We start from the raw sequence: 5182 nt of genomic DNA on the forward strand, positions 1-5182 counted from the left end.
TAAGTATATCAGATAGTTATGTTTTTTGTTGCACTTCATTTTACAATTCGGCATTAGAATAAAATATGATATTTTTATCAAAAATCCTTTATTAGATGAATTAAAAAGAGAATACTCTTTATCATATACAATTGCGCTTACCGGAAGTATTATATTAGAATCGTATTATAATAAGCGACTCCCAGAGGCAGAAATTGGTTTAATTGCAATTATTTTTGCATTGTCATTGGAACAGAAAAATGAGAATAAACGAAAGAAAAATATAATTTTAGTTTGTGAATCAGGTTTGAGGAGTAGTAATCTTTTAAAACTAAAATGTAAAAGAAACTTTGGAGATTTTTTAGGAAACATTTATGAATGTAGTGTTGAAGATATAAAAAAAATTGATTTTGAAAAAAATAATATTGATTACATTTTTACTACAATACACCTAAATATGAAGTTTAAGGTTCCAATACTAGAGATTAATTTATTTCCAAGAAAAGAAGACATAAATAAATATCGGAAGCAGTTAGAAAATTCTGTTTCTGAGAGTTGGTTAAAGTACTTTTCGAAAGAATTATTTATTTCAAATTTAGATTTAGATAAAAAAGAAGATATAATACAGGAAATGTGCAATTGTGCTAAGAAAAATAATTTAACTAATGATAATTTTTTAGAATCAGTTCTTATAAGAGAAAAAATGGGGAAAACTGATTTAGAAAATTTAGTAGCAATTCCTCACCCATATGAAATGATGAGTGAGTCTAGTTTTGTTGTAGTTGCAACATTAAAACGCCCTATTTTATGGGAGAGTCGCAAAGTCCAAGTTGTTTTTTTGATTTCTATAGGTAATGAAAAAAATAAAAATCTTGAAGAATTCTACGATAAAATTAGTAATGTCTTTTTTGATGAGAATAGAATAAACTATCTAATTAATAATTCCTCGTATGAAGCTTTATTAGAGATATTACACTAAACTACCGTTTTATATACGGTAGTTTTTTGTATGGAGTTTAATATATGCCAGAACTATAATAAAACCATAAATAAAGAAGGAGGAATAAAAAATGAGTAAAAAATATGTAAGTGATCCTTGGGCTCGTATGAGAACAAGAAATGATTTAGCTGCTGATGAGGTGATTTCTTCATTACAAAAAAGTATACGTAGGGGAAAAGAAAGAGAAGCATGCGAGTTTGCATATGAAATGTATATTACATCTCCTCAAATGGAAGAAAAATTATGGAGAAGATTATTAGCAATTTCAGTAGAAGATGTTGGAATGGGAAATCCACAGATGGCAGTAATTGTTCAATCTTTAAATACAATGAGAAAAGAATTTTTGTATGCCGAACCAGATCGAGCAATGTTCTTTATTCATGCAATTAGATTAATGTGTGAATCTATGAAAGATCGCTCATCTGATTTACTAAAAAATATTATTATAAAAAATTTTGCAATGGGATATGTTCCAGAGATACCTGATATTGCCTTAGATAAACATACTTTAAGAGGCCAAGAACTTGGTAGAGGTTCTGAACACTTTTTAAAGGAAGCGAGTAAAGTCTTTCCTCAAGCAGAAGTAGACAATAATTATAAAGAAGAATATGAAAAACTGTTAGAAAAATATTATTCAAGTAGTAGAACTGAAACAGAGTTTAAATTTAATAATTGGCAAAGTTAGGAGAGTTTTATCATGAGTAAAAAAATTTTTCTTGAAAAGTTAAATGATATATTAAGTCCATTCGCATATAAGTTGGCTAATCAGAGACACTTAAAAGCTATATCATCAGGTATGTTCTTTTCTTTACCTTTTATGGTAATTGGCGCGTTCTTTTTGATTATTGCAAATCCTCCAATTAATATGGATAATTTTGATTTTAATAATGCGAATTTTATTTTGAAATTTCTAGCTCTATGGAAAAATTGGGCAGTTCAAAATTATGATGCAATTACACTTCCTTATAATTTAACATTTGGTTTGATTGGAATTTTGAGTGTATTCGGAATTGCTTATTCGTTAGCAAAAAATTATAAACTTGATGCTGCTACAAATGGTTTAATTGCTATTGTGTCTTATTTGTTGGTTTGTACTAAGGTAGTAGAAGGAAAAATTGATACTGAATTTTTAGGTTCTAATGGTCTATTTATTGCGATTATTATTGGATTAATTTCAGTAGAATTAACAAGATTATTTGAAAAAAATAATTTTAAAATTAAACTCCCTGATACAGTTCCACCTATGGTATCAAATTTTATAAATTCATTGTTACCTTTATTAGTAAATATAATTATTTTCTATGGAACCAATTTATTGTTTATTAGTTATTTAGGTGATAAATTCCCTGCCATTGTTATGAAAATTTTAACACCAGGAATAAATGTAGCAGGAAGTATCTGGGGCTTTATAATTATTGTTACCATTGGACAATTGTTATGGTTATTTGGAATAAATGGAAGTTCAATTATATTCCCAATAGTATTTACATTAGGAATTGCACAAACTGGTTTAAATGCAGAACAATTTTCTAATGGAGAACTTATGACTCATGCTATGAACCTACAGATGTTTAGAATTGCAGTATTAGGTGGTGCAGGAAATACACTAGGATTAGTTTTAGTAATGATGAAAAGTAAAGTTCCTCAATATCGAACAATAGGTAAGTTGTCTCTTATACCAGGTATTTGCTCAATTAATGAACCAGTAATATTTGGACTTCCAATAGTTTTTAATCCTATTTTAGGAATTCCATTTATTTTAACACCAATTGTTTCATTATTACTAACTTATGTTGCAGAAAATCTAAATATTATATCAAATGGTTATCTAGTTGATCCATCTTTCACACCATTTTTTGCTCAAGCATATTTGTCTAGTTTTGACTGGAGAAATGTAATATTCACATTGGTGTTAGTAGTAATTAGTGTATTTATATACTATCCTTTCTTTAAAATACAAGAAAAAAATCAAATTCTTTTAGATAAAAATGGAGTAAAATAATATGAAAAAAATAATGTTAGTTTGTTCAGCTGGAATGAGTACTAGTATGTTGGTATCTAGAATGTTAAAAGTAGCTGATGAAAAAAATATAGAAGTTTCAATCTTTGCAAAAGCAGAGGCACAAGCAGAAGAAGTGTTAGAAACTGAAAAAATTGATTTAGTTTTATTAGGACCTCAAGTTAAGTTTTTGGAAGAAAAATATAAAGAAAAATGCTCTCAATTAGGTGTAAAATTCTCCATAATCAATATAATTGATTATGGTTCTATGAACGGTGCTAAGGTATTAGATGATGCATTAAATTTGATTTCAGAAGGTTAAAGTTATGAATGATGAACAAGTACAAACTGTTATGTCTATTATAATAAATGCAGGTGAGGCGAGAAGTAAATCATTAGAAGCTATTGAAAGTATCATTAAGAATGATAAGGAAAAATGTGAAGAGTGTTTGAAGCAAGCTCATTTATCTCTTGTAGAAGCTCATAATGATCAAACAAAATTAATATGTTTAGAAGCAAATGAAAGTGATGTACAGTTAAATCTAATAACAATTCACAGTCAGGATCATTTAATGACAAGTTTGGTAATAAATGATTTAACTAAGGAAATTGTAAAATTAACTGAAAAAGTAAACATGTTAGAAACTAAATTAAATTCAAAAGTGTAAATTTTATAAAGTATTTGATTTTTCAAATAGTTAACTTATTTGAAACTACTTTAAAAAGTATGCCCATTGTAAACTATAAATAATAACGCAGAATTATCAGAGGAATTAATTAATTTCAAGTTAATTAATTCCTTTTCTATTTTGGCGTAACAAGGGAGTGTTTAGGAGAGTGACTTATTTAAAAATTTCTATACTCAAAAAGTTCCCTTATGGATTGATAATTCTAATTTTTGTTGAGTAGAATATTCTTTTTCAGTATAATGACATTTAAGTCACAAACATTTATTGGATAATAAGGAGGTTTTTACATGAAAAGACTACATTCTCTTACAGTTGTGTTATTGTCTATGATTACACTTGTTGGATGTTCTGGTACTAAAGAGGTAACAAAAGAACCAGTAGAAAAAGTGGAGCAGCAACAAGTAAAGTTCGATGAAAATTTATTTAAAGAAGCAGGTTTATTACCTTTTGAAAATAAAAAACAATTAGTACTGGAAGAATTGGATTCATTATCACGTGCAAAAGGTGCTCATATTCAACTCAAGAATAGTGATGAGCCAAAACAAAAAAGAAATTCTAAGCTGACATATGATCCTGTGGGATGGCACAACTATAAATTCTATTATGGTGATGGAGCAAAAGATGCATGGTTGATGAGTAGAGGTCATCTAATTGGATATCAGTTTAGTGGACTAAACGATGAAAAAAGAAATTTAGTTCCGATGACTAACTGGCTAAATTCTGGAAACTATACTGGAATAGATGATTCTAATGAGAATAGTATGATTTTTTATGAAAATAAATTAGATTCATGGCTTGCTACTCATCCTAATTACTATTTGGATTATAAAGTAACACCAATTTATCAAGATGATGAATTAATTCCAAGACAGATTGAGCTACAATATGTTGGTATAGATGAAAATGGAACTCTTTTAGAAATTAAATTAGGTGGTACTAAGGAGAAGGTAGATCAATATTCTGTAACTCATGTCGTTTTAGATAATATTTCAGATAATGTAGAGATAAATTATTTAGATGGAACTGCAACAAATACGGTAGAAAGTCAAAAAGTAAGAGAAGAAAAAGAAAAAGCGGAGAGGGAAGCCGAAGAAAAGGCTAAAAAAGAAGAAGAAAGAGCTCAAAGAGAAGAACAAGAGAAAGCTAAAAAAGAAGAACAGGAAAGAATTCAAAAAGAAAATCAAGAAAAGCAAAAATCAAATGTCGGCTCATCTAATGCATATGGATATTTTAAAGATTCTAGAGGCAGATGGCACAGACCAAATGGTAAGTATGCTTCTAAGAAAGAAATTAGAGAAGCAGGCTTAGAATGGTAATAGATATTATAGAATTTGACTTTTCCATGTAGCATGGACGCAAGTAGACACGCAAAAGCGAGTCTTAGTGATATTCGTGTTACTAGGAAAAGTCATTTCTATATCACTTGTGTTTGACATAAAAATAATTCTTTTTGTAAAACACTGTCAAGCGCAAGTTAAAATGTCCCGAAAAAATTAGTTTAGTACAGGTGTGCGA

6 protein-coding genes are annotated in these 5182 nt (G+C 28.5%); all 6 read left to right on the forward strand.

Features of this window, described 5'->3' with window-relative positions; translation table 11 throughout:
* Nucleotides 1-25: 25 nt before the first annotated feature.
* The gene (locus tag RWL86_RS08185; protein WP_314078730.1) at nucleotides 26-958 is read left to right on the forward strand and encodes a PTS sugar transporter subunit IIA; all 933 of its coding nucleotides are present in this window, start codon (nucleotides 26-28) and stop codon (nucleotides 956-958) included.
* A 91-nt stretch (nucleotides 959-1049) separates the two neighbouring features.
* A complete protein-coding gene (locus RWL86_RS08190) occupies nucleotides 1050-1664 on the forward strand; it encodes a hypothetical protein (RefSeq protein ID WP_314078732.1) in 615 nt (204 codons plus the stop codon).
* Between the two features lie 12 nt (nucleotides 1665-1676).
* Nucleotides 1677-2981 (forward strand): PTS transporter subunit EIIC, encoded by a 1305-nt coding sequence (locus tag RWL86_RS08195; RefSeq protein ID WP_314078735.1) that lies wholly within the window; start codon nucleotides 1677-1679, stop codon nucleotides 2979-2981.
* 1 nt (nucleotide 2982) lies between these two features.
* Nucleotides 2983-3300 (forward strand): PTS sugar transporter subunit IIB, encoded by a 318-nt coding sequence (locus RWL86_RS08200; protein ID WP_314078737.1) that lies wholly within the window; start codon nucleotides 2983-2985, stop codon nucleotides 3298-3300.
* A gap of 4 nt (nucleotides 3301-3304) precedes the next feature.
* On the forward strand, nucleotides 3305-3646 hold the full coding sequence (locus RWL86_RS08205) for a PTS lactose/cellobiose transporter subunit IIA (RefSeq protein ID WP_314078739.1): 342 nt from the start codon (nucleotides 3305-3307) through the stop codon (nucleotides 3644-3646).
* 308 nt (nucleotides 3647-3954) lie between these two features.
* A complete protein-coding gene (locus tag RWL86_RS08210) occupies nucleotides 3955-4983 on the forward strand; it encodes a DNA/RNA non-specific endonuclease (protein WP_314078741.1) in 1029 nt (342 codons plus the stop codon).
* Nucleotides 4984-5182: the final 199 nt, after the last annotated feature.

Origin of the sequence: uncultured Granulicatella sp. (assembly GCF_963515095.1) — a bacterium.
In the GTDB taxonomy this organism is placed as follows: Bacteria; Bacillota; Bacilli; order Lactobacillales; family Aerococcaceae; genus Granulicatella.